22 protein-coding genes, 1 tRNA gene and 1 pseudogene are annotated in these 25348 nt (G+C 63.0%); 6 read left to right on the plus strand and 18 right to left on the minus strand.

Translation table 11 applies throughout. From position 1 onward, the window contains the following. Positions 1-129: 129 nt before the first annotated feature. The 4 genes from htpX to def all read right to left on the minus strand — a co-directional run bounded on the left by htpX (position 130) and on the right by def (position 3433). Positions 130-987, minus strand: coding sequence for a zinc metalloprotease HtpX (gene htpX, locus QYH69_RS18475; RefSeq protein WP_075155460.1), 858 nt, complete (start codon positions 985-987; stop codon positions 130-132). Between the two features lie 114 nt (positions 988-1101). Beyond that, positions 1102-1767, minus strand: a complete 666-nt coding sequence (locus QYH69_RS18480) for a LysE family translocator (RefSeq protein ID WP_308833272.1) — start codon at positions 1765-1767, stop codon at positions 1102-1104. A gap of 102 nt (positions 1768-1869) precedes the next feature. Beyond that, the gene (gene fmt, locus QYH69_RS18485; protein WP_308833273.1) at positions 1870-2865 is read right to left on the minus strand and encodes a methionyl-tRNA formyltransferase; all 996 of its coding nucleotides are present in this window, start codon (positions 2863-2865) and stop codon (positions 1870-1872) included. Between the two features lie 64 nt (positions 2866-2929). Then, positions 2930-3433 (minus strand): peptide deformylase, encoded by a 504-nt coding sequence (def, locus tag QYH69_RS18490; RefSeq protein WP_308833274.1) that lies wholly within the window; start codon positions 3431-3433, stop codon positions 2930-2932. A 292-nt stretch (positions 3434-3725) separates the two neighbouring features. Here def and dprA point away from each other — a divergent pair, with 292 nt between their 5' ends. The 3 genes from dprA to QYH69_RS18505 all read left to right on the plus strand — a co-directional run bounded on the left by dprA (position 3726) and on the right by QYH69_RS18505 (position 8484). Beyond that, positions 3726-5000 carry a DNA-processing protein DprA gene (dprA, locus tag QYH69_RS18495; protein ID WP_308833275.1) on the plus strand — a complete coding sequence of 425 codons (1275 nt, stop codon included), beginning with the start codon at positions 3726-3728 and terminating at the stop codon, positions 4998-5000. 58 nt (positions 5001-5058) lie between these two features. Further along, entirely contained in the window at positions 5059-5436 is a 378-nt protein-coding gene (locus QYH69_RS18500) for a thioredoxin family protein (RefSeq protein WP_308833276.1), read from the plus strand. Positions 5437-5796: 360 nt separating this feature from the next. Beyond that, entirely contained in the window at positions 5797-8484 is a 2688-nt protein-coding gene (locus QYH69_RS18505) for a DNA topoisomerase III (protein ID WP_308833277.1), read from the plus strand. A 178-nt stretch (positions 8485-8662) separates the two neighbouring features. Here QYH69_RS18505 and QYH69_RS18510 read toward each other — a convergent pair whose 3' ends face one another. Both QYH69_RS18510 and QYH69_RS18515 read right to left on the minus strand, forming a co-directional pair. Continuing rightward, a complete protein-coding gene (locus QYH69_RS18510) occupies positions 8663-9772 on the minus strand; it encodes a LysR family transcriptional regulator (protein ID WP_308833278.1) in 1110 nt (369 codons plus the stop codon). A 354-nt stretch (positions 9773-10126) separates the two neighbouring features. Next, on the minus strand, positions 10127-11995 hold the full coding sequence (locus tag QYH69_RS18515; RefSeq protein WP_308833279.1) for a phosphoenolpyruvate carboxykinase (GTP): 1869 nt from the start codon (positions 11993-11995) through the stop codon (positions 10127-10129). A 485-nt stretch (positions 11996-12480) separates the two neighbouring features. Here QYH69_RS18515 and QYH69_RS18520 point away from each other — a divergent pair, with 485 nt between their 5' ends. Next, on the plus strand, positions 12481-13494 hold the full coding sequence (locus tag QYH69_RS18520; RefSeq protein ID WP_308833280.1) for a D-2-hydroxyacid dehydrogenase family protein: 1014 nt from the start codon (positions 12481-12483) through the stop codon (positions 13492-13494). On the opposite strand, the pseudogene QYH69_RS18525 reads toward QYH69_RS18520, so the two are convergent. Together QYH69_RS18525 and QYH69_RS18530 are read right to left on the minus strand one after the other, a co-directional pair. After that, a pseudogene (locus tag QYH69_RS18525) lies at positions 13493-13923 on the minus strand (patatin-like phospholipase family protein); the annotation flags it as partial. The gene QYH69_RS18520 and the pseudogene QYH69_RS18525 overlap by 2 nt on opposite strands. A 63-nt stretch (positions 13924-13986) precedes the next feature. Then, positions 13987-14391, minus strand: a complete 405-nt coding sequence (locus tag QYH69_RS18530; protein WP_308833281.1) for a PaaI family thioesterase — start codon at positions 14389-14391, stop codon at positions 13987-13989. A 222-nt stretch (positions 14392-14613) separates the two neighbouring features. Between QYH69_RS18530 and QYH69_RS18535 the strand changes: the two genes are divergently transcribed. Continuing rightward, positions 14614-14689 (plus strand) — tRNA-Lys (locus QYH69_RS18535). A 359-nt stretch (positions 14690-15048) separates the two neighbouring features. Next, positions 15049-15447 (plus strand): lysozyme inhibitor LprI family protein, encoded by a 399-nt coding sequence (locus QYH69_RS18540; RefSeq protein WP_308833282.1) that lies wholly within the window; start codon positions 15049-15051, stop codon positions 15445-15447. Positions 15448-15603: 156 nt separating this feature from the next. On the opposite strand, the gene QYH69_RS18545 is transcribed toward QYH69_RS18540, so the two are convergent. The 10 genes from QYH69_RS18545 to QYH69_RS18590 all read right to left on the minus strand — a co-directional run bounded on the left by QYH69_RS18545 (position 15604) and on the right by QYH69_RS18590 (position 25045). Next, positions 15604-16623 carry an aldo/keto reductase gene (locus tag QYH69_RS18545; RefSeq protein WP_308833283.1) on the minus strand — a complete coding sequence of 340 codons (1020 nt, stop codon included), beginning with the start codon at positions 16621-16623 and terminating at the stop codon, positions 15604-15606. Between the two features lie 164 nt (positions 16624-16787). After that, positions 16788-17531 carry an SDR family oxidoreductase gene (locus tag QYH69_RS18550; protein WP_308833284.1) on the minus strand — a complete coding sequence of 248 codons (744 nt, stop codon included), beginning with the start codon at positions 17529-17531 and terminating at the stop codon, positions 16788-16790. A 199-nt stretch (positions 17532-17730) separates the two neighbouring features. Further along, complete coding sequence (locus QYH69_RS18555; RefSeq protein ID WP_308833285.1) at positions 17731-18570, minus strand: anti-sigma factor; 840 nt, start codon at positions 18568-18570, stop codon at positions 17731-17733. Next, the gene (locus tag QYH69_RS18560) at positions 18567-19085 is read right to left on the minus strand and encodes an RNA polymerase sigma factor (RefSeq protein WP_308833286.1); all 519 of its coding nucleotides are present in this window, start codon (positions 19083-19085) and stop codon (positions 18567-18569) included. Before QYH69_RS18560 ends, QYH69_RS18555 begins: the two co-directional genes overlap by 4 nt. Before the next feature lie 159 nt (positions 19086-19244). Further along, entirely contained in the window at positions 19245-20006 is a 762-nt protein-coding gene (locus QYH69_RS18565; RefSeq protein WP_308833287.1) for an anti-sigma factor, read from the minus strand. A 128-nt stretch (positions 20007-20134) separates the two neighbouring features. Then, positions 20135-20950: an ABC transporter substrate-binding protein gene (locus QYH69_RS18570; protein WP_308833288.1), complete on the minus strand. Its 816-nt coding sequence runs from the start codon at positions 20948-20950 to the stop codon at positions 20135-20137. A gap of 57 nt (positions 20951-21007) precedes the next feature. Next, positions 21008-22162, minus strand: a complete 1155-nt coding sequence (locus QYH69_RS18575) for a pyridoxal phosphate-dependent aminotransferase (RefSeq protein ID WP_308833289.1) — start codon at positions 22160-22162, stop codon at positions 21008-21010. A gap of 84 nt (positions 22163-22246) precedes the next feature. After that, the gene (dbpA, locus tag QYH69_RS18580) at positions 22247-23656 is read right to left on the minus strand and encodes an ATP-dependent RNA helicase DbpA (protein ID WP_308833290.1); all 1410 of its coding nucleotides are present in this window, start codon (positions 23654-23656) and stop codon (positions 22247-22249) included. 2 nt (positions 23657-23658) lie between these two features. Continuing rightward, entirely contained in the window at positions 23659-23847 is a 189-nt protein-coding gene (locus tag QYH69_RS18585; RefSeq protein WP_308833291.1) for a hypothetical protein, read from the minus strand. Positions 23848-23995: 148 nt separating this feature from the next. After that, a complete protein-coding gene (locus QYH69_RS18590) occupies positions 23996-25045 on the minus strand; it encodes a helix-turn-helix domain-containing protein (protein ID WP_308833292.1) in 1050 nt (349 codons plus the stop codon). Positions 25046-25348 lie beyond the last annotated feature (303 nt).

Consider the following 25348-nt stretch of genomic DNA (forward strand, 5'->3'; position numbering starts at 1 on the left):
GCCGGCATCGGCGCTAGCATCGACCGGCATCGGCGCTAGCATCGACCGACAGCGGCGCTGGCATCGACCGACAGCGGTTACAGCAAGGCCGACACGATCGCGAAACGCCGATTCCGCGCGAACGCTGTATTAATCGAAGCGGCCCGTGCGAGCCATCTCCATCAGGCGCGCGATGCGCTCTTCGGTCGACGGGTGAGTCGAGAACAGATTCGCGATGCCGCCGCCGGACAGCGGATTCATGATCATCATTTGCGCGGTGGACGGATGCGCTTCCGCGGTTGGGAACGGAATGCCGCTCGCGTAACGATGGATCTTGTCCAGTGCCGACGCGAGCGCTTGCGGGTCGCCGGAAATCTGCGCACCGCCGCGGTCCGCTTCGAATTCCCGCGCGCGCGAAATGGCCATCTGGATCAACGCGCCAGCGATCGGCGCGAGCAGCGCGACCGCTATGCCGGCAATCGGATTCGCCGGCCGGCCATTTTCGTCACGGCCGCCAAAGAACATCGCAAAGTTCGCCAGCGCGGAAATCGCGCCTGCCATGGTTGCCGAGATGGTCGAGATCAGAATGTCGCGATGCTTCACGTGTGCGAGTTCATGCGCCATCACGCCGCGCATTTCGCGCTCCGACAGCGCTCGCAGAATGCCGGTGGTAGCCGCGACCGCCGCGTGCTCCGGATTGCGGCCCGTCGCGAACGCATTCGGCTGGTCTTCGTCGATCAGATAGACGCGCGGCATCGGCAGGCTCGCGCGCGTGGCGAGTTCGCGCACCATCCGGTAGAACTGCGGCGCGGTGGTCTCGTCGACTTCCTGCGCGTTGTACATGCGCAGAACCATCTTGTCCGAGAACCAATATGAAAAGAAGTTCATGCCGAGCGCGAACAGCAGCGCGATCATCATGCCGCGCTGCCCGCCGATCATGCCCCCGATCACGATGAAGAGCGCCGTGATCGCGGCCATCAACATCGCGGTTTTAACCCAGTTGAACATATCCAGTACTCCTTGCCCGGAACGCGGGATCTTGCGAGACCCCATTTCATGCCATCAATAACGGCGAATGATTGTAAGCTAACTGTTAGATTTGGGCATACCGGAAAAATTCAATCAGCGCGACGCCGTGGCGAGTTTCACGCCGAGTCCGACAAACGCACTGCCCACCACACGGTCGAGCCACTTCTTGACGCCCGGTTTGCCGGAGAAACGGCGCGTGACGCTGCCGGCCACCCACGCGACGAAGCTGTTCCACACGGTACTCATCAGCACGAAAACGACACCGAGCGCGAGGAAGGCGATGACCTTGCGATCGGTGCCCGCGCTGACGAATTGCGGAAAGAAAGACACGAAGAACAGCACGACCTTCGGATTCAGCACATTGGTCATGAAGCCTTGCAGGAACAACTGGCGCATCGACTTCGGTGCAGCGGCCGACGTGCGCGACGCGACGGTGGCATCCGCCGCGCCGCGCGCCGGTGTGCTTGCCGCCTGCTTCGCGAACACAAGCCGCACGCCGAGATAGATCAGATAGATCGCGCCCACGAACTTGATCACCGTGAACGCGGTGGCCGACGCAGCAAGCACGGCCGTCAGGCCGAACGCGCAAGCGAGCGCGTGCACGCAGCAACCGGCGGAAATACCGAGCGCCGACATCAGTCCCGCCGCGCGCCCCTGCGCGACACTGCGGCCGACGATGTACGCGGTGTCGGGACCCGGCGTGACATTCAGCAGGAAAACGGCGACGAGAAAGAATCCGAAGTGGGTAATGCCGAACATGAAGGCCTCGAAAAATGGCATGTTGCGTCGACGATTCTAACGCGCGGCTATAGCGCCGCGCGAGTCGGCCAAACGGACGATGGCGGCGCGCGCCGCAGCCTGTTATTGTCGGCCCGGTTCGTCCGGCGGTTCGAAGCGCTGGCCGGCGGCGAGTGTCGAGCCAGCCAGAAATTCGCGAGCCGGCAGCCGTTTGCCGCCGGGCTTTTGCAGTTGCGTCACGCGTAGCGCGCCGTCGCCGCATGCGACGACAACGCCTTCAGGCGAGACGTCGAGAATCGTGCCGGGCACCGCTGAGGCACGCGGCGACGGTACCGCGGCAGCGGACCAGATCTTGAGCGGCGCGCCATCGAGCGTCGCCGCGCCGCCAGGGAACGGATCGAACGCGCGCACCTGGCGCGCAAGTTCGTCCGCCGTGCGCCGCCAGTCCAGCGCGGCTTCGTGCTTGCCGATTTTTTCCGCGTACGTCGCGCCCGCTTCGGGCTGCGGCGTAGTGGGCAAGCTGCCGTCGCGTTCGAGCGTCGCGAGCGCCTCGACGATCAATCGCGCGCCCGCATCAGCAAGCTTGTCGTGCAGCGTCGCCGTGGTGTCGTTGTCGTGAATCGCGGTGCGTGTTTCGGCGATCATCGGGCCGGTATCGAGGCCCGCATCCATCTGCATCAGCGTGATGCCGGTCTCGGTGTCGCCGGCCTCGATCGCGCGATGAATCGGCGCCGCGCCGCGCCAGCGCGGCAACAACGAAGCGTGAATATTGATGCAGCCGTGCGGCGGTATATCGAGCACTTCCTGCGGCAACAGCAGTCCGTACGCGGCAACGACCATCACATCGTGCGGCGTCGCGCGCAGCAGATCGATTGCTGCCGTCGCTTCAGCCGAAAACTTGCCGTTACGGCGCAACGACGGCGGCTGGGCCACCGCGAGACCGTGCTCCTGCGCGTAGCGCTTCACTGCACTCGCCTGCAGTTTCATGCCGCGTCCGGCAGGCCGATCGGGCTGCGTCAACACGAGCGGGACGGCAAAGCCAGCCTGATGGATCGCAGCCAGCGCCGCGGCCGCGAACTCGGGCGTGCCCGCAAAGATAACGCGCAACGAATGGCTCATGAGCGGAAGCGTCCTGATGAAACGGTGCGAAACAAAGTCGAAACGATGAAGCGGGCCGCGCGCGTCACATCGCGTGCGCGAGTTTCTTCATCTTCGACTTGATGCGCGTCTGCTTCAGCGGCGACAGATACTCGACGAAGACGCGTCCCATCAGGTGATCCATCTCGTGCTGGATGCAGACGGCGAGCAGGCCCTCGCAGTCGATCTCGTACGTTTCGCCCTTTTCGTTGAGCGCGCGCACGCGCACTTTCTCGGCACGCTCGACGCTGTCGTAAATGCCGGGCACCGACAGGCAGCCTTCCTCCGATGTCTTGCGCTCGTTGCTCGACCAGACGATTTCGGGGTTGATAAAGACGCGCAGTTCGTCGTGCGTGTCGGACACGTCGATCACGATCACGCGCTCGTGCACGTCGACTTGCGTCGCGGCGAGGCCGACGCCCGGCGCTGCGTACATCGTTTCGGCCATGTCGGCGACGAGCTTGCGGATACGGTCGTTGACGACCTCGACTGGCTTCGCCACCTTGTGCAAGCGCTTGTCCGGGTAATTGAGGATGTTCAGTAAAGCCATGGTCATCAGGTTCAGTGAAGCGCCCACGGACGCGGGTGTCGCGCAATTGGCCGTTTGGCTAGCTTGTCAGCCTCCCGGCGTGCGCAGACGATAGATAGCGACAGAAGCCTTTCGATTCAACGAGCGAGGGACCGAAACGACACGCGAAGAACAGCCGGAATGCGGGCCCGAATCGACAGGTTCATGCGCGAAAACGCGGCGTCACCGTTTGTTTGCGTCGAATTATTTCGGATCATGAAAATTTTAGCATGGCGACCGCGCGTGGTGGCCGCGCTGGAGGTTGGACGTTTCAATGAAATCCATAGTGAAAGCCGATCGCGAAATAGCGGCCTGGCTGCGGCTGACCATGGCGCCGGGCCTGAAACCCGCGGCGTTGCGCACGCTGCTCGCGGCTTTCGGCTTGCCCGAGGCCGTGCTCGGCCAATCGTTCGAGTCGCTTGCACGCGTAACGAACGAGGAGGCGGCGCGCGCGGTGCTCGGAACGCCGGGCGCGGACTTCACCGCGCAACTGGACGCCGTGCTCGCATGGCGCACCCAGCCCGGCAACACACTGCTCGCACTCGACGACCCGGCTTATCCGCCCCTTCTGCTGACAATGCCCGATCCGCCGCCGCTGCTATATGTAAAGGGACAGCTCGCGCTGCTGCATACGCGCAGCGTCGCCGTCGTGGGGAGCCGCAGCGCGACGCCGCAAGGCGCGGAGGACGCGAAACGCTTCTCCCGCGCGTTTTCGGATGCGGGCCTCGCCGTCGTGTCCGGACTCGCGCTTGGCATCGATGCGGCCGCGCATCGCGGCGCCTTGTCGGGCCGGACCGGTACCGTCGCGGTAATCGGAACGGGCGCGGATGTCGTCTATCCACCGGGACACGAACAGCTCGCGCACGAAATCGCGACGAACGGCGCAATCCTGTCCGAATGGCCGCTCGGCACGCCAGCGCGCCCTGCGCATTTTCCGCAACGCAACCGGCTGATTGCGGGTCTCGTCAATGGCGTGCTGATCGTCGAGGCCGCGATGCGGTCGGGTTCGCTGATCACGGCAAGGCTTGCAAACGAAATGGGGCGAGATGTGTTCGCGCTACCTGGCTCGATCCACGCGCCCTTGTCGCGCGGTTGCCATCGCATGATCAAACAGGGCGCGAAGCTCGTGGAATCGCCGGAAGATGTACTGGAGGAGTTCGGCGTCGCGCCGGCACCTGAGCCCGCGCCGCCCATGCAATCCCGCGATGCGGCCAAGGCGAGGGCGAGGGCAAGGGCAAGGGCGAATTCTGTCGGTCAATCGCGCCAGGCCAGCCTGCCGTTGCCGACGCAAGACGCCGTCGCGCCACCGCTTGTACCAACGCAGAGACCGCCGCTTGCACCGCCATCTGCGCTGCCGCCCGACGCGCAACGGCTGCTCGACGCGCTCGGTCACGCGCCCGCGACGCTTGAAATCCTCGCCGCGCGCACCGAAATGGACGATACGGCGCTCCAGGGCACGCTGCTGCGGCTGGAACTGTCGGGCCATCTGACGGCGCTGCCGGGCGGGCGGTACGTCCGCACGGGTTTCGGCCACGCCCACGGCCAGTGACGCGCCATGCTACATTCGCGCCAAATCGCTTACGAAAACACGTGTCACAAGGATACCCATGCCCGCGCTTAACCTCGACACCGACTCGGACCGGATCGCAGAGCGTGTCAACGACCGCGAAACGTTGTTCGTTGCGTGTCTGTGCGCGCAGTGGTGCGGTACCTGCCGGGACTACCAGGCGGCCTTCGACGCGATCGCCGACCGGCATCCGGACATCTGTTTCGCATGGATCGACATCGAAACGCATGCGGACCGCTTCGACGATCTGGATGTGGAGAATTTCCCGACCATCCTGATCGAAGACGCGGTGACGACGCGCTTTTTCGGCACTGTGCTGCCGCAGCCGGGCATCGTCGAACGTATGCTCGTCGATCTGACGGCGCTGCCGGGCGTGACCGGCGCGCCGAAGTTGAGGCCCGCGCTCGCCGCGGCGTAGGTGTGGGGCGCGCGTCCCGTGGCGTAAGCTGAATAGGGCCGACACCGCCGGCAGCAGATGTTTGCGCGTCGGCTCGAGCATCGGGGCATGCGATTTGCGAAAGGCGCGGGACCGGCTTGTGCGACGCTTGCCCAATTCCCGGACGCGCAATTATGATGGGCCGCTTTTTTCAGGCACTGGTTGCCGCCGCGTCGGCGTGTGCTATAAAGCGGTCGTTAATAGGTACGTAACCGCAGATACGTAACTGCAAGTACACAACCGCGGGCACGCCAACCGCACATACGCAACCGGGAAAGCGAACGAGCGTCAAAAAATTGCGCCCGCCGAGGTTGCACCCGAATTTACCCACTCACATTAGTCATGTCCAAAGCACTGATCATCGCCGAAAAGCCATCCGTCGCGAACGACATCGCGCGCGCTTTGGGCGGCTTTACCAAGCATGACGAGTATTTCGAAAGCGACGAGTACGTCATTTCGTCGGCGGTCGGCCACCTGGTCGAGATCGCCGCGCCAGAAGAATACGAAGTAAAACGAGGCAAGTGGAGCTTCGCTCATCTGCCCGTCATCCCGCCGCATTTCGACCTGAATCCGATCGTAAAAAGCGAGTCGCGGCTCAAGGTGCTCACGCGGCTGCTCAAGCGCAAGGACATCGACCGGCTGATCAACGCATGCGACGCGGGACGCGAAGGCGAGCTGATTTTCCGCCTGATCACGCAGTACGCAAAAGCGAAGCAGCCCGTGCAGCGCCTGTGGCTGCAGTCGATGACACCCGCGGCGATCCGCGAAGGCTTCGCGCATCTGCGCAGCGACGGCGAAATGCAGCCGCTCGCCGATGCCGCGCGCTGCCGCTCCGAAGCCGACTGGCTGGTCGGCATCAACGGCACGCGCGCCATGACCGCGTTCAACAGCAAGGGCGGCGGCTTTTTCCTGACCACGGTCGGCCGCGTGCAAACGCCTACGCTGTCGATCGTCGTCGAACGCGAAGAAAAGATTCGCCGCTTCGTGCCGCGCGATTACTGGGAAGTCAAGGCCGACTTCGTCTGCGCGTCGGGCTTCTACGAAGGCCGATGGTTCGATCCGAAGTTCAAGCGCGACGAATTCGATCCGGAAAAGCGCGACTCGCGACTCTGGAGCCTGCCGGCGGCCGAAACGATCGTCGCGGCGTGCCGCGGCCAGATCGGCACGGTCAGCGAAGAATCGAAGCCGTCGACGCAGCTATCGCCGGCGCTCTTCGACCTGACCAGCCTGCAGCGCGAGGCGAACGGCCGCTTCGGCTTCTCGGCGAAAAACACGCTCGGGCTGGCACAAGCGCTGTACGAGCGGCATAAGGTGCTGACCTACCCGCGTACCGACGCGCGCGCGCTGCCTGAAGACTATCTGGAGACGGTCAAGAGCACGCTCGATATGCTCAAGGAGAGCAACAACTATCTGCCGTTCGCAAAGCAGGTGCTCGACAAGGGCTGGGTGAAGCCGAACAAGCGCATCTTCGACAACTCGAAGATCAGCGATCACTTCGCCATCATTCCGACGCTGCAAGCGCCGAAGTCGCTGTCGGAGCCGGAGCAGAAGCTGTACGACCTCGTCGTCAAGCGCTTTCTCGCCGTATTCTTCCCGGCCGCGGAATACAAGGTGACGACGCGTATCACGGAAGTCGTCGGCCATCATTTCAAGACCGAAGGCAAAGTGCTCGTCGAACCGGGCTGGCTGCAGGTCTACGGCAAGGAAACGTCAGGCGAAGACGCCAATCTCGTCCCCGTGCAGAAAGACGAGAAGGTGAAGACGGACAAGATCGCCGCGCAGCAACTCGTCACGAAACCGCCCGCGCGGTACAACGAAGCGACGCTGCTGTCGGCCATGGAAGGCGCGGGCAAGCTCGTCGAAGACGACGAACTGCGCGAGGCGATGGCCGCCAAGGGCCTCGGCACGCCGGCCACGCGCGCGGCGATCATCGAGGGTCTGCTCGGCGAAAAGTATCTGGTCCGCGAAGGGCGCGAACTGATTCCGACCGCGAAGGCGTTCCAGTTGATGACGCTGCTGCGCGGCCTCGACGTCAAGGAACTGACCGCGCCCGAACTGACCGGCGAATGGGAATACAAGCTTTCGCAGATGGAGCGCGGCAATTTGCAGCGCGATGCGTTCATGCAGGAAATCGCGCGCATGACGCAGACCATCGTCAAGCGCGCGAAGGAATACGATTCGGACACGATCCCCGGCGACTACGCGACGCTCGAGACGCCTTGCCCGCATTGCGGCGGCCAGGTGAAAGAGAACTACCGGCGCTTCGCCTGCACGAAGTGCGAGTTCTCGATCTCGAAGATTCCGGGCGGCCGGCAGTTCGAGATTCCCGAAGTCGAAGAGCTGCTGCAAAAGAAGGAAATCGGACCGCTTTCCGGATTCCGCAGCAAGATGGGCCGTCCGTTCTCGGCCATCCTCAAGCTGTCGTTCGATGACGAGATCAAGAATTTCAAGCTCGAATTCGACTTTGGCCAGGATCAGGGCGGCGAGGACGGCGAACCGCCGGACTTCTCCGCACAGGAACCGGTCGGCGCGTGCCCGAAGTGCCACGCGCGCGTGTACGAGCACGGCATGAGCTATGTCTGCGAGAACTCGGTCGCCAATCCGAAGACCTGTGACTTCCGTTCGGGCAAGGTGATCCTGCAGCAGGAGATCGCGCGCGAACAGATGGCGAAACTGCTGGAAGGGGGTCGCACCGATCTGCTGACGAACTTCAAGTCGTCACGCACGGGCCGCAACTTCAAGGCGTTCCTCGTCAAACAGAGCGACGGCAAGATCGGCTTCGAATTCGAGAAGAAGGAGCCGAAAGAGCCATCGGCAAAGGCTGCGGCGAAGGCGGCAAGCGCGAAGGCAGCGGCGGCGGGCAGCGCCGATGCGGCAAACGACGAAGGCGGAGATACCGAAGTCGCAACGGCCGAAAAGCCATCGGCGAAGACCCCGGCGAAGGGTGCCGCGGTCAAGACAGCGGCGGCAAAGAAGGCGCCGGCGAAGAAAACAGCGGCGAAAACGACGGCGCGAAAGACAGGCTCGTAAATCGTGAGGTAAGGTCGCCGATCCGCAGCGACCGTCAGCCGTTCGTCGCGCAGACGCACCGCAACAAAAAAGCGCAGTCCGCCAACGCGGCTGCGCTTTTTTCATACAACTACCCTACAGAACCGCTCATGCAGGGTGCGTCAACATGTCGCACCCCTCAGGCACAATTCGCGTCCGGTCAACGCACCAGCCGCGACGGCAGCGCGCCCCGGGCGCGATGATGCACGCCCGGCGGCTGCTTTTTCGGCCCAAGCTCGCTGTCGAGCAACGCGGACAGCGGCTCCGCGCCGTCAAACGCTTCCGGAGCCACAACGGTCGCACCCGCGTCGTGCATCGCCGACGACAGCGGCACGGGTTCGAGGCCGTCCTTGATCCATTGCTCGCCGAGCAGGCTGTTCGGCGTCTGGCTGAAGTGCTCGACGAGATGGTCGATGAACGTACGCACCTTGGCCGGCAGATGGCGACGGCTCGGATAGGCGATATTGATCTCGACCTGCGGCAACCGGTAGTCGCTCAGCAGACGCACGAGCTTGCCGCGCGTCGTATCGCGGCCGATCAGGTAGCTCGGCAGAATCGCGATACCCATGCCCAGCAGCGCGAACTGCCGCAGCATTTCGGTGTTGTTCGCGACGATCACATTGGTCGGCCGCACGCGCACCTCGCCGTCCGGGCCCGTGAACACGCGCTCGTCGCCCCAGTACTCGGACGGCAGCGAAAGGCACGGGTGCTCAAGCAGTTGTTCCGGCCGCGTCGGCGTACCGTGTTTTTCCAGATAGGCAGGCGTCGCGCAGACGGTCATGCAGCCGGTAGTAAGGCGCCGCGTCACGATGCTTGCGCTACGCAGATTCCGCGCGATCACGACACCGACATCGAAACCTTCTTCGACGAGGTCGACCTGGCGGTCGACGAGCGTCACGTCGGGAATGACCTTCGGGTACCGCTCCGCATAGGTCTGCAGCACCGGCGCGAGGTTATGCAGGCCGAACACGACAGGCGCGACGATCCTCAGCGTGCCGACCGGCTCGTGGTTGCGCGCAACGACCATCTGCTCGACGTCTTCGAGCTCGTCCAGAATCTGGCGGGCGCGCTCGAGGTAGACCTGACCCGACTCGGTCAGCGACAGGCTGCGCGTCGTGCGGTTGAGCAGCCGCGTGCCTAGACGGCCTTCGAGATCCGCGACATGACGGGTGGCGACTGCGTTCGAAATATCCATCGCGCTGGCCGCGCGGGCGAAACTGCCGAGATCCGCCACTCTGACGAATACTCTCATCGACTGCAAATGATCCATTGACGACTCTCCTGCTGTGTTGCCGCTTCCATCCGAAGGTGAGGCCGGAAGCACATTTGGAATTCTCCTACGACTAGGGAAAACGTGCAGAAGTTGCCCAACTTCGACCATTTTTAATGAAAATTCGCACCATCATATTCGTAAGCGGAATGCAGGGTGAGGGATTGTTCCGCGATTCGAAACAATTTGCTGCGATGCATCGAAGCGGGTTGCATAGACGTGAACAGCGAAAGCGGCTGCTTTGTTCCACGAAAGCGCAAAGAAAACAGAGAAGTCTCGCGGACGCGAAAAAAGCCGCCCGAGGGCGGCTTTGACGACTCGCGGTCGCTCGTCATGCACCAAAACGATCGCGGCCTACGCGATGAATTTCCGTTCCAATGCCGATCGCGTGTCTTTGAGTGCGACCGGCAAGCCGTGGTGCAGCGTCTCGAAGAGGTCCGAGTGCAGCGCGAGTTCGGCTTTCCAGGCGTCGTCGTCGAGTGAAATCACCTGCTCGAACTGCTCGCGCGTGAAATCGAGACCGCTCCAGTCGATGTCCTCGTAACGCGGCGAGAACCCGAATGCATGCTCGACCGCGGCCGCGCTGCCTTCGATACGGCCGACCATCCATTGCAGCACACGCATGTTTTCGCCGAAGCCTGGCCAGACGAATTTGCCGTCCGGTCCCTTGCGGAACCAGTTCACGCAGAAGATCTTCGGCATCGGCGTGTTGAGCTTCGCGAGGCGCGCGCCGGTTTTGAGCCAGTGGTCGAAGTAGTCGCTCATGTTGTAGCCGCAGAACGGCAGCATCGCGAACGGATCGCGCCGTACGACGCCCTGCTTGCCGGCCGCGGCCGCGGTCGTCTCGGAGCCCATCGTCGCGGCCATATAAACGCCTTCGACCCAGTCCCGCGCTTCCGTTACGAGGGGCACCGTCGTCGAGCGCCGGCCGCCGAAGACGAACGCATCGATCGGCACGCCCGCCGGATTCTCCCAATCGGCATCGACCGATGGACACTGCGAGGCGGGCGCGGTAAACCGCGCATTCGGATGTGCGGCCTTGCGGCCCGATTCCTTCGCGAGTTCAGGCGTCCAGTCGTTGCCTTGCCAGTCGATCAGATGCGCGGGCGGCGTGTCGGTCATGCCTTCCCACCAGACGTCGCCGTCATCGGTCAGCGCGACGTTGGTGAAAATGACGTTCTCCTTCAGCGTCGCCATCGCATTGAAGTTCGTCTTCTCGCTCGTGCCCGGTGCGACGCCGAAATAGCCGGCCTCAGGGTTGATCGCGTATAGACGTCCATCGGTGCCGGGTTTGATCCACGCGATGTCGTCGCCGATCGTCGAAATCTTCCATCCGTCGAGTCCCTCGGGCGGAATCAGCATCGCGAAATTGGTCTTGCCGCACGCGGACGGAAACGCGGCGGCGATGTAGTGCTTGCGGCCCTCCGGCGACGTGACGCCGAGGATCAGCATATGTTCGGCAAGCCATCCCTCGTCGCGGCCCATCGTCGAAGCGATGCGCAATGCAAAACATTTCTTGCCGAGCAGCGCGTTGCCGCCGTAACCGGAGCCATAGCTCCAGATCTCGCGCGCCTCGGGAAAATGGACGATGTACTTCGTATCGTTGCACGGCCAGCGCACGTCCTGCGCGCCATCCGCGAGCGGCGCGCCAACCGAATGCACGCATGGGACGAACTCGCCGTCTTCGCCGAGCACGTCGTAGACCTTGCGTCCCATGCGCGTCATGATGCGCATATTGGCGACCACGTACGGGCTATCGCTGAGTTCAACGCCGATATGCGCGATCGGCGAGCCGAGCGGTCCCATCGAAAACGGCACGACGTACATCGTGCGGCCGCGCATCGCGCCGTCGAACAAACCGTCGAGCGTCGTACGCATTTCGCCAGGGTCGATCCAGTTGTTGGTCGGGCCCGCGTCTTCGCGACGCTTCGAGCAGATAAACGTGCGATCTTCGACACGCGCGACATCCGATGGGTCCGAACACGCGAGATAGGAATTCGGACGTTTCGCGGGATCGAGCTTGCGCAGCATGCCCGCTTCGACCATCTGTGCGCAGAGCCGGTCGTATTCCTCCTGCGAGCCGTCGCACCACTCAATGCGCGCCGGCTTCGTCAACGCGGCGATGCGCTGCACCCATTCGATCAGTTTGCGGTTTCTAACCCATGCAGGCGCATGCACGTCGATCTGGGTGGGTTGGCCTGCCTTGAACGCGGGATGATTCATTGAGCTGTCTCCGTTTTAGAAAAGTAATTGAAACGGTACAAGCCCAGCGACACCGCATTGCGCCATGTTCGAAACGGCGCAATACCGGAGCGCGATCGGCGCATCGATCACGCATGACACCGGCGCATCAGCGCGTCATGCGTGCGCGCGATCCCGCAGGTCGCAAAGGCCAGCAGCGTGTTGCACCGCGTGTGGTCCGCTGTCGATCCGCCATCGCCTGGCCGCGATGAAACGGGTTGTAAAGCGGCTTGCGCGGACATGCAACAAACTGTTAAAAACGAGGTCAGTTATGTTTTCCGTCATACGAAGCTGCCGTTGAGTTGCACGACGAACGTCACGACGCGCGTGATGCGATCGTGCAAAAGGGCGGCGTCTGTACGGTAAAGCATCTATCAAGCCCGGCATGTTCCCTACAGCACATGTGGGACATGCAAGCGCCGGTTTCCGTTCCGCACCCCGATGGTGCGCCGCAAAACACTCTCGCCATGAAGATTGCCATCCTCGACGATTACCAGGACGCTGTCCGTAAACTCGACTGTTTTCAATTGCTCGCCGACCACGATGTCAAGGTCTTCAACAACACGGTGCGCGGGCTCGGTCAACTCGCGAGCCGCCTCTCGGAAGTCGATGCGCTCGTGCTGATTCGCGAACGCACGCGCGTCAACTCGCAACTGCTCGACAAACTGCCGCATCTGCGCATGATCAGTCAGACGGGCAAGGCGTCGAGCCATATCGATCTCGATGCGTGTACCGAACGCGGCATCGCGGTGCTCGAAGGCGTCGGTTCGCCGATCGCCCCCGCTGAACTGACGTGGGCGCTGATCATGGCTGCACAGCGCCGCATTCCGCAGTACGTCGCGAATCTGAAGCAGGGTGCATGGCAACAGTCGGGGCTCAAGACGTCGGCGATGCCGCCGAATTTCGGCCTGGGCCAGGTGCTGCGTGGGCAGACGCTCGGCATCTGGGGCTATGGAAAGATCGGGCGGCTCGTTGCAGGTTACGGCAAGGCGTTCGGAATGAACGTGCTGATCTGGGGCCGCGAGCATACGCGCGAGGCTGCGAAAGCGGACGGCTACAACGTCGCGGAAAGCCGCGAGGCGTTCTTCGAACAAAGCGATGTGCTCTCGCTGCATCTGCGTCTGCATGACGAGACGCGCGGCATCGTCAAGCAGGAAGACCTGATGCGCATGAAGCCGACGTCGCTGCTCGTCAATACGAGCCGCTCGGAACTGCTCGAGGAAAACGCGCTCGTGGGCGCGCTGGCGCACAACCGGCCGGGGATGGTCGCGATCGACGTCTACGAAAGCGAGCCTATCTTGCAGGGCTATAGCCTGCTGCGAATGGAGAACGTGATCTGCTCGCCGCACATCGGCTACGTGGAGCGCGAGAGCTATGAGCTGTACTTCAGCGCAGCCTTCAAGAACATACTTGCGTTCGATCAAGGCGACACGTCGAGTGTCGCGAATCCGGAAGCGTTGCAGCTCGTGCGGCGCAAGTAAGCGACGTTTGCACGTATTTCTCGACGTTGTACGCGATCAATCCTGCGGCGACGGCGCTGCGCGCACCGAGCCAGCGCGGCAGATGCGATACGCCGACATGAATCTCGGGCACGTGCGCAAGCTTGCCGAAATTTTCGCCGTAGATGTCGAGCAGTGCCTGTCGATAGATGCGGTAGCGAGGGAACACCGATCGGCCGCGCAACAGATTGGCCCGATAGGCGTTCTTCGTGTTGTCGCACAGCGCGTGCTCGTGGTAGCGCAGACCCATTCGCGTCGCGCGTGTACAGCATGCACGCGGTGGCCGCGCCCGCGGAAATGCCCGCGATCACGCGCGGACGGATGTTCAGCTCGGGTTGAACGATGTCCCAGAAACCGGCTTGCCACCAGCAGCGATTGCCGCCGCCTGCAAAATTCGACTTGATCGAACATCGGTCTGGTTGTGGTCTCGTGCGCGGAATCAACCGAAACTGCGCCTAACTTCGATCTGTCGCATCAATCGGGCAATGCGTGCGTCGTCGTTGCATGGACCGCCATTTTGCCGTCTTCGTCGACGAGTTCGACTTCACCGAACACGAGATTGCGGCCGAGTTTGAGCACGCGCGCGGTGACGAGCACATCGCCTTTGCGTACCGCGCGCATGAAGCTGATGTTGAGCGACACGGTGGTCATCGGCTTGAAGCCGCCGAGCGCCGCCGAGATGGCGACGACCATCGCGGCGTCGGCGGCCGCCATGAAAACCTGACCGCAAATCACGCCGCCACTGTGACGCAATTCACCGGAGAACGGCAAGCGCAGCGTCGCGCTTACGTCATTGGCGTTCACGGGCGCGAGACCGACTGCGCGCACCCAGGGCGCGAGGACCCGGTTGAGCAATTCCTGAACTGCGCTTTCGTCCATCTTTCGTCCTTGGTCCGGCCCTAGGAGATACGCAGTGCGTGCGGCGCAACGCGAGTGGCAAATGATACCGGGACGATTCTGCACGCGCGTTTTTAAGGGCTGAGCCCGCTTCGGATGGGGCTTCGCTGCAGTGAAGGCGCGTTTCGCGGGTTTTTTTCGCTTTTGCGACCTTGGAAGGGCTAGGCAAGTGCGGAAAAATGCTGCATAATCGCGCTCTTCGTTGGGGCGTTAGCTCAGTTGGTAGAGCAGCGGACTCTTAATCCGTAGGTCGAGTGTTCGAGTCACTCACGCCCCACCAGTGAATTCAAGCAAAAAGCCCGGTCTATTGGCCGGGCTTTTTGCTTTGTCGCGTCACCTGAGGACAACCCGACCTGTCGTGGTTCATCCTGCGTGCGGCGGTTCGAATTCCGCCGTTAGGTGAATCAAACAAACCCTCGACGTATTCCCTGAATCTATTCTCCAAACCGGGCTGCCCTCAAAAACCAGAATGCTCGCCCGCACATATCTGCCTCGCAGATAATCGCTAATGCGCATTCATGCCATCAAGCTTCAAAACAGGCTGAGATAGCGCCAATCAAGCGCTAACCACGGTACCTTTCAACGGCTCGCTCAATTGCCGAAACCCCCAATTAGCCAAACCAGCAAGAGACCCATCCAATGCGCGCCTTGATCCCCTATACCGTAGCAGCACTCCTGCTCACCGCCCATCCCGCCTTCGCCGCCCAGCCCGACTGCGCCAACGCGACGGACCAGGCCACGCTAACCCAATGCGCGAACAACAGCCTGAAGGCCTCGGACGCAAAGCTCAACCAGACCTTCCGCGCACTACAGGTGAAGGTCAGCAAGCCGGGCAAGGACAAACTACAGAAAGCGCAGCGCGCGTGGATCGCATGGCGCGATGCGCAGTGCAATTTCAACGCGTCGGGCTCGAGCGATGGCAGCATTCACGGCATGGTCCTCGCGTCGTGTCTCGACGACCTCACGAAGGCCCAAACGAAACTGCTCGATAGCCAGTTGCACTGTCAGGAAGGCGACACCGCATGCGGCGGTCAATAAATCGGTGAAGCAGCGCGGCTTGACCGCGACACGCACGGTGTGCCGGTCGACGCAACAACGCACTCGAAGCGCCGACCGCCGCACGCCCGCGCCTACGCGGACCGACCGCCAGGCACGCCCGCAGAAGTTGGAAACCACCCGCCAGGCGATCAGGCTTTATCGATCGATCGGCAACGGCGCATTCTCCGCCACGAGCTTCTCCTGCCGCATCTCACGCCAGAAATCCGCCGGAATGACTTCATTGACGGCAGCCTGATCTTCGGCAATCCGCTCCGGCTTGCTCGCCCCCGGAATCACCGCCGCCACCACCGGATTCGCAAGTCCAAACTGCACCGCGGCCGCCTTCACGCTGACGCCATGACGTTTCGCGATCGCCTTGATCTTCTCGACCTTCGCGACAATGTCCGGCGATGCCTTCTGATATTCGAAGTGCGCACCGCCGGCGAGGATGCCCGAGCTGTACGGACCGCCGACCACGATCTCGGCCCCATGCTTCGCGGCGGACGGCATCAAACGCTGCAACGCGCGCTCGTGGTCGAGCAGCGTATAACGCCCCGCCAGCAGAAAGCCATCGGGCTTCGTTTCGCTGAGATCGAGCGCAAGCTCGCACGGCTCGACGCGATTCACGCCAATGCCCCACGCCTTGATCACGCCTTCTTCGCGCAGCCGCGTCAGCGCGCGAAACGCGCCTTTGCGCGCCGTTTCGAACACCGACAGCCAATCGTCGCCGTAAAAATCCTGTGCGATGTCGTGCACCCAGACAATCTCGATGTGATCGGTCTTGAGCCGCTTCAAGCTATCTTCGATCGAACGCAACGTGCCGTCGGCAGAATAGTCGTTGACGATCTTGTTCGGACGCCCATGCGCGAACACGCCGCCTTTTTCCCCCTGCTCGCGCGCACTGACGTCTTCGATTTCATCGAGAATCACGCGGCCGACCTTCGAGCTCAACACATATTCGCTGCGCTTGTGCTTCGCGAGAATATCGCCGAGCCGGATTTCAGCAAGGCCCGCGCCATAAAACGGCGCCGTATCGAAGTAGCGGATCCCGTGCTGCCATGCCGCTTCGACGGTCGCGGCCGCTTCTTCTTCAGGAATCGCACGGAACATGTTGCCAAGCGGCGCGGTGCCGAAACCGAGCTTCGTTCCGGCCGGCAGTTTGTCCTTTATGCTCATTGATTGCTCCCATCGGTGAATGTCATTGCGATGCAGTGTAGGACGCCGGGGTCAGGCGGCCCAGGACGGAATCCGACATGGATCGGTCGCCAGAGGTGTAAGGCGAACTGCAATACGAAAAAATACCGGAACCCGCGCCGGCCCGCAGCGACGCCCGCGTCGCACTACACAAGCATATGTCCACCGTCGACGACAATGACCTGCCCCGTGCTGTATCCCTGCTGCATCAGATACAGATACGCATTGGCGACCTCGCTCGCTTCACCGACCCGCTGCACGGGCAGCTTGTTCCCGACGACCTCATAAAGGCCGTTGCGGTCGTCCTCGGTCATGTTGCTCCACAGGTTCGTGCGCAACACGCCCGGCTTCACCGCGTTCACACGCAGCGGCGCGAGTTCGACGGCCAGCGCGCGCGTCAGCGATTCCATCGCACCGAGAATGCTCGACGGAATCACCCATGTCGATAACGGCCGCGACGACGCCACGCCACTCGTCAGCGTAATCGAACCGCCGGTACGCAGATAAGGCGCCGCGTACTTCACGGTGGTCACCGCGCCCCAGTAGCGCACGTCGAAGGCCTTGCGTGCCTCTTCGATGCTGAGTTCGGCGAGCGTCTGCAGAAACAGCGATTCGCCTGCGGTATAGACAAGATGGTCGAACGCGCCGACGCGCTCGAAGAAGGCATTGACGCGCGTTTCGTCGGTGAAGTCGACGGTCTCGCCGCGCGTGCCCTTCGGCAGCAGTTCGAGTGCGTCCTGCACGCGCCGCATATTGCTCGACGCAATCGTCACCTCGGCACCGGCACGCGCCGCCGCCTGCGCGACCGCGAGGCCAATGCCCGACGTGCCGCCAGCGATGACGACGCGGCTATTCCGCAGAGAAATATCAGTAGTGTGGGTGGTCTTCATGGCAATCCGTGAGTCCGTTATGGAGAAACGTTTAATCGGGTAAAGCAACCGGCTCGCGAGTGTACCCGGAGAATATTTTTTAATTCGCGCAATAAGCTATTACCCGTTTTCCGACAACAAAACAAAAAGCCGACCGGCTCGCACCGATCGGCGTTTATCGACAAGCAAACCGCGCGTCGAATTACATTTACGCCGCGCTTTAACCCCCAGTCGACCCGGTTAATTGCGCATAGACGTCGTGCGCAAGCTGCAGCATCACATTGCGATCGAGCCCGCCCGACACCGCATAGCCGAAATTGCCGTCCACCCAATAAAACACATTCACCGGGCCATCCTGATACAGCTTGAACGCGGTGGTATTCGCGCTCGCATTCCGGTGCGAAATCACGAGCGTCACGCGCTCGCCCTGCGCATTGCGGTACATGAACTGCGCCATCGGGCCGTCCTTGCCCGGCAGCATCCGGCCGCCGTCGAGCTGAAAGCCGCTTTTCGTCAGCATCGGCGGATGCACGTCGGTGCCGAGGCGGCTCGCGAGGATCTGCACGAAGTCTTCCTCGTGGCCTTGCCCCATCAGGTCCGATGGCCGCGTCACCGCGGGCATGTACACGACATGCGCGATGGCCACCCTGCGCGCGAACGTTTCGGTGCTGTCCGCGCTGACCGGCCGCGTGTCCGAGGTCGACGCGCCCATCCCCATCCAGGCGCCGCCCGGCACGCTCTTGCCCATATTCGTGCCGACGCCGATCCCGACGCCGAGCACGAGCGCCGCCGCCATCCCCGCGAATTGCGGCCAGTTCATCGCCTCGCGCCAGTTGCGCGTCTTGCGCGGTCGCAGACGCGCCGGCACCGGCTCGGCGAGCACACGGTCGTACCGATCGTGGAACATGCTGTTCAGCGAGAAGTAATCGCTGACCTTCGACGCGAGCGCCGGATTCTGCTCGAGTGCACGCTCCACCTGCTCGCGACGCTCTTCGGAAAGCGCGCCGTCCACGTAGGCGTGGAGATCCTCTTCGCTGATCGGGGTTTGCTGTTCGCTCATCGCACCACCTGTAATTTCGCGCCGGGCTGCGCGCCCGCCATCAATGCCCTGAGCCGCTCGCGGCCGCGCGACAGCCGCGACATCACGGTACCCACCGGAATGTCCAGCGCAAGCGCGACCTCCGTATAGCTCATCTCCTCGAGGCCGACCAGCAGCACGACTTCGCGCTGTTCCGCCGGCAACCGCTGCAGCGCGTAGTCGAGGTCGCGCACCTCGAGCGACTGCGTCTGGTTCGGCGACACCGCAAACTCACTTTCGACGACGCTCTCGTCGTCGACCGAGACGTGCACGGCCTTGGTCGACGCCTTGCGAACCTGATTGATAAACACGTTGTGCATGATCGTGAAGAGCCACGCGCGCAGGTCGCTGCCCTCCTTGAATTTCTCGGTCCGCGACAGCGCGCGTTCGAGCGTGTCCTGAACGAGGTCGTCCGAAAAGTCCCGGTTGTTGACCAACGCCCGCGCATAGCGGCGCAGACGCGGTACGTGTTCCATCAGTTCGTCACGGATGTCCATTCTCTATACCCGTCAGGGATCGCGGGCCGCGCACCTGCCCGGCGCACGACGGTTCTACCACTGCGAACAATATTCCAGCGATTCTATTCCCCGCCCATGTAACTTTCGTAAAAGGGTAGGATTCATGCCGTCGCGAGGCCGGACGCCGCGAGCAAGCGTTCAGCGGAAGGTCGCCGCGTCGGCCGCGCGCATCAGGCCATGCGTGTCGGCGCGGCCCGCCAGCACATAGCGCGTGCCGTTTTCGGTCCACGTGAGAAGCCGCCATTCGCCCACGCGATGGCCCATCCAGTGCGGCCGGTCGAAGACGAACGGCGCGCTCGTCGTCAGCAGCACGACCGGCTGGCCTTCCGCATTGCGATAGTCGAACTCCTGCGCGTCGGCGATCAGGCCGAGCCGCAGCGTCCTCGCCGATTCGAGCCGCCAGCCCAGCTGCGCGAACTCGGTCGAAAACGGCTCGCGAGTCGCCGGAACGGGTTGCCGCGCCGCGGTCTGCGACGACGCCGCTGCGCACTGGGCGTAGCTCATCACCGCCGCGGCGTTCAACTGACGATCGGAGACGAAAGCGGTAGCCGCCCAGCCGCACAATGCCAGCACGAGCAAGGCGATGCGCTGCGCAACGGAGCCCGACACGGCGCGCCACGCGACATGCAGCGTCGCCCGCCAGCCGCGCGCCGCGCTGTTGCGCCGGCCGAACTCCGTCGAATGGCCCATGGCGGCCTGAGCCGAGGCGTACGGCATGAACGAACGCTGCATCTGCGCATTCAACCGACGATAGAACGCGATCCGGCTCGCCTCGCCCGGCATCGCGCCAAGGTAGCGTTGCACGCGCGCGGCACGCTCAGGCGACAGCGACCCGTCGGCAAACGCCTGGATGTCCGCTTCGGTCAGCGGTGAGTCGGTGGTGAAATCGCTATGCGCCATGATCTGAGCGTGGAAAAAGTTGCCTCTTCCCCTGCGCAAACAGCATCGCGAGCCGCTTTATTCCCGATCCCGACGTGCGGCGAACGCCACTGTTGCGGACGGCGGCGCGGGGCGCCACCGAACGCGGCTTATTTCGCCGATACGTCGATGTTCCCGAAGTACTTCCGCGCGAGGGCCTTCACGGTGCCGTCGGCCTGCACCGCGGCGATCGCCGCATTCAGCTGCTCGCGCAGCGCATCGTCGCCTTTGCGGATGCCGAAGGCAATTCCGCTGCCAAGAATCTTGTCGTCGCGAACCGGCTGTCCGACAAACGAGAAATCCTTGCCTTCGTGCCGCGACAGAAAGCCGGTCAGGCCGGCCGGCGCGAGCACCAGCGTCGCATCGAGGCGCCCCGAGCGCAGGTCCGCGTACACCTGATTCTGATCCTGATACGGCACGACCATCACGCCGGCGGGTTCCCAGTGCGCCTTTGCGAAGGTCTCCTGAATCGACGCCTGCAGCACGCCGACGCGCTTGCCCTTCAGCGTTTCGGGCGTCGGCAGCAGGCCGCTGTCCTTGCGCGCGATCAGCACGGTCGGCACGCGGTAAATGATATTCGTGAAGTCGATCGCCTCGCGGCGCTTGTCGGTCGCGTTCATCGCCGAATTAATCGCGTCGAACTTGCGGCCCTGCAGCGCGGGAATCAGCCCGTCGAACGACGTCTCGACCCAGCTGCACTTGAGCTTCGCAACCTTGCAGACGGCGTTGCCGACGTCGATATCGAAGCCCTGCAGCTCGCCGTTCGGCCCCTTCGATTCAAACGGCGGATATTGCGCCTCGAGGCCGTAGCGCAGCGTCTTCACGTCGGCGGCTTGCGCCGGCAGCGATGCAACCGCCGCGGTGAACAACGAGAGTGCGCACGCCAGCAGCAATGCGCCCGATAACCGGTTTCCTGGCAGCTTCATTTCGACCTTCTTCCTTTTGATATGAATATTCAGACGAGACAGCATGAAGTCGATGCGTCAGATCGCGCACAAACGACGCGCGCCTTCGAGCAGCGTCGCGTCGTCTTTCGAGAAGCTTAAGCGGATCAGCCCGGAATCGGTACCGTCCGTATAGAACGCGGATAACGGGATCGTCGCAACTTGCGCGTCGCGGATCAGGCGCAGCACAAAGTCGTTGTCGCTTTCGTCGGAGAAACCGCGAAAGCGCGCGAGCATAAAGAAGCTGCCCTCGCTCGGCAGCAGTTCGAAACGCGACTCGCGCAGCGCGTTCGCGAGCAGATCGCGCTTTTGCTGATAAAAGGCGGCAAGGCCGAGATAGCTCTGCGGTTGTGCGAGCGCGGCGGCAAACGCGTATTGCATCGGCGTATCGGCCGAAAACATCATGAACTGATGCACCTTGCGGATCTCGTCCATCAGCGCCGCGGGCGCGACGCAGAAGCCCACGCGCCAACCTGTCACGTGATACGACTTGCCGAACGACGACACGATCACGCTGCGCCCGGCCAGTTCCTGATCGCATGCCATGCTGTAGTGCTTCGCACCGTCGAATATGACGTGCTCATAGACTTCGTCGGACAGGATCACGATGTCCGTCTTGCGCGTGACGGCCTTCAGGCGTTCGATGTCGTGGTCCCGGAAAACCGTGGCCGTCGGATTGTGCGGCGTATTGACGATGATCATCCGCGTTTTCGCCGTGACGGCCGCGGACACTTCGTCCCAGTTCACGCGGAAATCGGGCAGCGACAGCTTGATCGGCACCGGCGTGGCGCCTTGCAGGCGGACGATCGGCGCATAGCTGTCGAACGACGGCTCGAAGTAGATCACCTCGTCGCCGGCATGCACGAGCGCGCTGATCGTCGCGTAAAGCCCTTCGCTCGCGCTCGCGGTTACCGTGACTTCCGACGATGCATCGTATCGCACGCCGTACAGCGTCTCGACCTTCCGTGCGAGCGCTTCGCGCAACGCGCCGATACCGGTCATCGGCGCGTACTGGTTGTGACCGTCGCGCATCGCTTGCGCGACGTCTTCGATCAGCGTGGCGTCCGGCATGAAATTCGGCGCGCCTTGGGACAAATTCAACGCGTCGTGTTCGGCAGCCAGTTGAGCGATCACGGTGAAAATCGTCGTGCCGACATCGGGCAGTTTCGAGCGGGTTTGCATCGCGCTTTGCATGGGGTGTCTCCGCTTGTACTCGTCTGCTTTGTTCGTCTGCTTTTATGCGTTCGCTTTTATCCGCTCGGGTTTATTCGCTGGGGTTTATTCGTCCATCAGCCGCACCTTGACCTTCTTACCCTTCAGCTTACCGGCGTTGAGCTTGCGCAGCGCCTCGCGCGCAATGCCGCGCTCCACCGCGACATAGGTCGAGAACTCGGTCACATTGATCTTGCCGATCTGCGCGCCGTCGAAGCCCGCATCGCCAGTCAAGGCGCCGAGCACATCGCCGGGACGAATCTTTTCCTTGCGGCCGCCGAGAATCTGCAGCGTTTCCATCGGCGGCAGCAAGTGTTGCGTGCTGCCGTTCGTGCCGCTTGGCTCGAGCTCCGCGAGCGGATGCCACTCCACTTCGCGCCCCTGCGCTTTCTCGATGCTGCCGACGCGGCCCATTTCGTCCATGCTCGCGAGGCTCAGCGCCCAGCCGTCCTGATCGGCGCGGCCCGTGCGGCCGATCCGGTGCACGTGCACTTCGGGATCCGGCGTCACGTCGACGTTGATGACTGCTTCGAGCTGCGCGATATCGAGTCCGCGCGCGGCGACATCGGTTGCGACGAGCACCGAGCAGCTGCGGTTCGCGAACTGGATCAGCACCTGATCGCGCTCACGCTGATCGAGTTCGCCATGCAGCGCAAGCGCGTGAAAACCCTGCGCGCGCAGCACGTCGAGCAGATCGCGGCACTGCTGTTTCGTATTGCAGAACGCGAGCGTGCTGACAGGCCGATAGTGATCGAGCAGCAGGCCGACCGCATGCAGCCGCTCGTCTTCGGTCACTTCATAAAAACGCTGACGGATCTTGCTGTCGTCGTGGCGCTCTTCGAGTGTGATCTGCTTCGGGTTGCGCAGGAACTGCTGGCTCAGTTTCGCAATACCGTCAGGGTAAGTCGCCGAAAAAAGCAGCGTCTGGCGTTCCTTCGGACATTGACGCGCGACGGTCGCAATATCGTCGAAGAAGCCCATGTCGAGCATGCGATCGGCTTCGTCGAGCACGAGCGTGTTCAGCACCTGCAAAGGCAAGCTGCCGCGCTCGAGATGATCGATGATGCGTCCCGGCGTGCCGACGACGATATGCGCGCCGTGTTCGAGGCTCGCGGTCTGCGGGCGCATCGGCGTGCCGCCGCACAAGGTCAGCACCTTGATGTTTTCCTCGGCGCGCGCAAGGCGCCGGATTTCCTGCGCGACCTGGTCGGCGAGCTCGCGTGTCGGGCACAGCACCATCGCCTGCACGTCGAACTTGCGCGCGTCGAGCCGCGCGAGCAGCGCCAGGGCGAAGGCCGCGGTCTTGCCGCTGCCTGTTTTCGCCTGCGCGATCAGATCGCGGCCGGCCAGAGCGAGCGGCAAGCTGGCCGCCTGGATCGGCGTCATGTCGACATAGCCCAGTTGCGCGAGATTCGCGAGCGTGGCGGGCGACAGCGGCAGCGTGCTGAAGGCGGTGGAAGACGTCGGGCTATTCATGTTCAATCCTGGTAAGGACGGCCATCGAGCTGCTCGTAGACCACGGCACCGTCGTCCGACTCGAAGCGTTCGACGTAATTGCGCGCGCCGCACATCGGACAGCGGAACAGCAGCCCCTGACCCTCGTTCTTGATGACGACGTCCGATAGCTCCCACTCAGCGCCGCAGGACTGGTTTCTGCAGATAAACACGGTGATTCCTCAGGTAGATGCGTTCGATATCGGGCGATTTTAGCGGATGGGCGATCGCGGACCGCGCGTACCGGGAGGAAAAGCTTGCGCAACCGCGTGGGCCGGCAGCCGGTAGCAAGCCGCAGCAACGGGCAAGGCCGGTGCGGCGTCAGTGGGCAAAGCGGAGTTCGCCGTGCAGCATCTGCGCGGCTTTGAGCGTATCCGACGGCCGCATGCCGAACAGCTTCCTGTAGTCGGTCGCAAACTGGCTCAGATGCCAGAAGCCCCACGCGGCCGCCACATTCTGCACGGAAAGCGCGCCGCCGCGCGATGCATCGCAGAGTTCGCGGCGCGCGCCGTTCAACCGGATCACGCGCAGATAGCTCGCGGGCGCCATGCCGAGCACGTCCTCGAAGCAGTACTGCAACGTGCGCCGGCTCACGTGCAGGTGCTCGCAGAGTTCGGGCACGCTTACCGGACGGTCGCGGTTCGCCAGCACATAATCGCGCGATTCGCCGACGATGCGGCGCCGGCGCGGCCGCGACGACGGCGCCTCTATCGGCTCGCCATCCGTCGTCGTGGCGCACGCGTCGAGCAATACGTCGAGCACCGATGCATGCAACTGGGGCCGCGCGCACGTCGCAAGCGCGGCGTCGCCTTCGGCCAGAATGTGCGCAAGGCGTGCGCAGAGCTGCGCCTTGCGCGCAGGATCGATCCGCAGCACGCGCCAAAGCGACGCGCGATCGATCAGCGCATCACCGTGCCCCGCCGACGCTGCATGTCGACGCAAGATGTCGCCATGCACGACCACACCGAAGATTTCATAGCCGGCCGGCGTCACCAGTTCGAACTCGATACCGCCCGCTCTCAACGCAACCGTTTCGCCATCGATCAGAGCGCCGTCGATGCGCCCTGTTGCGCCGCGTTTCACGGGAATGCCGAACCAGTACGCGTCGGACTGGACCTCGCAGGTCTGGCGCAGCGTCTCGCTCGTCGTTTCGCGGAACACGTGCATGTCGTCGGCGTGCAAGCCCGTGAGTTGGCCGATAAAGCGGCCCGACGTCAGTTGATCGTAGGTCTGCCGCCAGCCGTGAAGATTGCGCGCCTGTTCGTCGGCGTCGTGTGCGATGCGCGTCTGCACGCGATACAACTCGTGCCGCTGCACAGGTGCCGCTGCCTCGGACTCGGCGGCATCGGGAAGGTCGGTGTCGGTCGTCATGGAGATCACCGGGGAGCAAATGTCGCGCAATGGATGCCCTCGACACTCTAGCTGCTCAAAAAAGCGCTGTGCGCAAGCCGTTTCAGCCAACTCACGCGCACCCGTTGTTCAGTTCATGAACAGCGGCTGAGACACCTGTTCAGTATCGATGCGCCCCGGAAGCACACATCCAGGTATGCGAAACGACTATGCATTGCAACGGTGCCCGATGCACCGCGATCAAACGCGGTTTGCGGCGACTGGCATGGATCTGGCATAACGAGCGCGCGGCTAATGCGGTAAGGCTGCCGACTCGAACGACCC

Source organism: Paraburkholderia sp. SARCC-3016 (assembly GCF_031119615.1).
Lineage (GTDB): Bacteria > Pseudomonadota > Gammaproteobacteria > Burkholderiales > Burkholderiaceae > Paraburkholderia.

Coding starts and splice junctions, on each gene's coding strand:
- QYH69_RS18480 (WP_308833272.1), bottom strand. CDS start 1,767: ATGTTCGGCATTACCCACTTCGGATTCTTTCTCGTCGCCGTTTTCCTG.
- QYH69_RS18550 (WP_308833284.1), bottom strand. CDS start 17,531: ATGAAGACCACCCACACTACTGATATTTCTCTGCGGAATAGCCGCGTC.
- fmt (WP_308833273.1), bottom strand. CDS start 2,865: ATGAGCCATTCGTTGCGCGTTATCTTTGCGGGCACGCCCGAGTTCGCG.
- QYH69_RS18545 (WP_308833283.1), bottom strand. CDS start 16,623: ATGAGCATAAAGGACAAACTGCCGGCCGGAACGAAGCTCGGTTTCGGC.
- QYH69_RS18590 (WP_308833292.1), bottom strand. CDS start 25,045: ATGACGACCGACACCGACCTTCCCGATGCCGCCGAGTCCGAGGCAGCG.
- def (WP_308833274.1), bottom strand. CDS start 3,433: ATGGCTTTACTGAACATCCTCAATTACCCGGACAAGCGCTTGCACAAG.
- QYH69_RS18520 (WP_308833280.1), top strand. CDS start 12,481: ATGAAGATTGCCATCCTCGACGATTACCAGGACGCTGTCCGTAAACTC.
- QYH69_RS18505 (WP_308833277.1), top strand. CDS start 5,797: ATGTCCAAAGCACTGATCATCGCCGAAAAGCCATCCGTCGCGAACGAC.
- dprA (WP_308833275.1), top strand. CDS start 3,726: ATGAAATCCATAGTGAAAGCCGATCGCGAAATAGCGGCCTGGCTGCGG.
- htpX (WP_075155460.1), bottom strand. CDS start 987: ATGTTCAACTGGGTTAAAACCGCGATGTTGATGGCCGCGATCACGGCG.
- QYH69_RS18560 (WP_308833286.1), bottom strand. CDS start 19,085: ATGGACATCCGTGACGAACTGATGGAACACGTACCGCGTCTGCGCCGC.
- QYH69_RS18575 (WP_308833289.1), bottom strand. CDS start 22,162: ATGCAAAGCGCGATGCAAACCCGCTCGAAACTGCCCGATGTCGGCACG.
- dbpA (WP_308833290.1), bottom strand. CDS start 23,656: ATGAATAGCCCGACGTCTTCCACCGCCTTCAGCACGCTGCCGCTGTCG.
- QYH69_RS18510 (WP_308833278.1), bottom strand. CDS start 9,772: ATGGATCATTTGCAGTCGATGAGAGTATTCGTCAGAGTGGCGGATCTC.
- QYH69_RS18555 (WP_308833285.1), bottom strand. CDS start 18,570: ATGAGCGAACAGCAAACCCCGATCAGCGAAGAGGATCTCCACGCCTAC.
- QYH69_RS18530 (WP_308833281.1), bottom strand. CDS start 14,391: ATGGACGAAAGCGCAGTTCAGGAATTGCTCAACCGGGTCCTCGCGCCC.
- QYH69_RS18515 (WP_308833279.1), bottom strand. CDS start 11,995: ATGAATCATCCCGCGTTCAAGGCAGGCCAACCCACCCAGATCGACGTG.
- QYH69_RS18565 (WP_308833287.1), bottom strand. CDS start 20,006: ATGGCGCATAGCGATTTCACCACCGACTCACCGCTGACCGAAGCGGAC.
- QYH69_RS18540 (WP_308833282.1), top strand. CDS start 15,049: ATGCGCGCCTTGATCCCCTATACCGTAGCAGCACTCCTGCTCACCGCC.
- QYH69_RS18570 (WP_308833288.1), bottom strand. CDS start 20,950: ATGAAGCTGCCAGGAAACCGGTTATCGGGCGCATTGCTGCTGGCGTGC.
- QYH69_RS18500 (WP_308833276.1), top strand. CDS start 5,059: ATGCCCGCGCTTAACCTCGACACCGACTCGGACCGGATCGCAGAGCGT.